Origin of the sequence: Methylobacterium sp. J-001 (assembly GCF_022829565.1) — a bacterium.
Taxonomy (GTDB): Bacteria; Pseudomonadota; Alphaproteobacteria; order Rhizobiales; family Beijerinckiaceae; genus Methylobacterium.
In genome coordinates this window covers 1-560 of record NZ_JAKSYN010000124.1, presented here as the reverse complement: position 1 = coordinate 560, position 560 = coordinate 1, and the positions used below count along the sequence as shown (strand labels likewise).

Annotated in this window: 1 tRNA gene and 2 rRNA genes; all 3 read left to right on the top strand. The window is 63.8% G+C overall.

What is annotated here, in order from left to right:
- A 23S ribosomal RNA gene (locus tag MKK65_RS14925) occupies window positions 1–106 on the top strand; the annotation flags it as partial.
- A gap of 139 nt (window positions 107–245) precedes the next feature.
- A 5S ribosomal RNA gene (rrf, locus tag MKK65_RS14920) occupies window positions 246–361 on the top strand.
- Window positions 362–470: 109 nt separating this feature from the next.
- Window positions 471–547, top strand: a tRNA-Met gene (locus MKK65_RS14915).
- Window positions 548–560: the final 13 nt, after the last annotated feature.

The following is a 560-nucleotide window of genomic DNA, read 5'->3' as shown; positions in this document are numbered from 1 at the left end:
GACCTCCCTTGAGGGCCGTGGAAGACGACCACGTCGATAGGCCGGGGGTGCAAGCGCGGTGACGCGTTGAGCCGACCGGTACTAATCGCCCGATTGACTTGATCGCTCCCGTGATCCGTGTCCGTGACACACGATACGGTCGCAGAAAGACCAGCAGCGCCAGACGCTGCATGCTTGCCGAACGAGGACCTCGCCGTCGCAGCACCCTGCGCAGGCGAAGTCCAAAACAAATTGCGATGTGCCGGTCTGGTGGCTCGAGCGGCGTGCCCAGAACCCGATCCCATCTCGAACTCGGCCGTTAAACACGCCAGCGCCCATGGTACTGTGTCTCAAGGCACGGGAGAGTCGGTCGCCGCCAGACCCGCACAACGCAATCACACCCAACATCCCCTCGACACGATCAGCGCTACGGCCCCGGGGCCCGCCCGACACAGGCGGACAGCCAGACCGGATCAGCCGCACAACCTTGGCGCGGGGTGGAGCAGCCCGGTAGCTCGTCAGGCTCATAACCTGAAGGTCACAGGTTCAAATCCTGTCCCCGCAACCAAACTCACCGACAC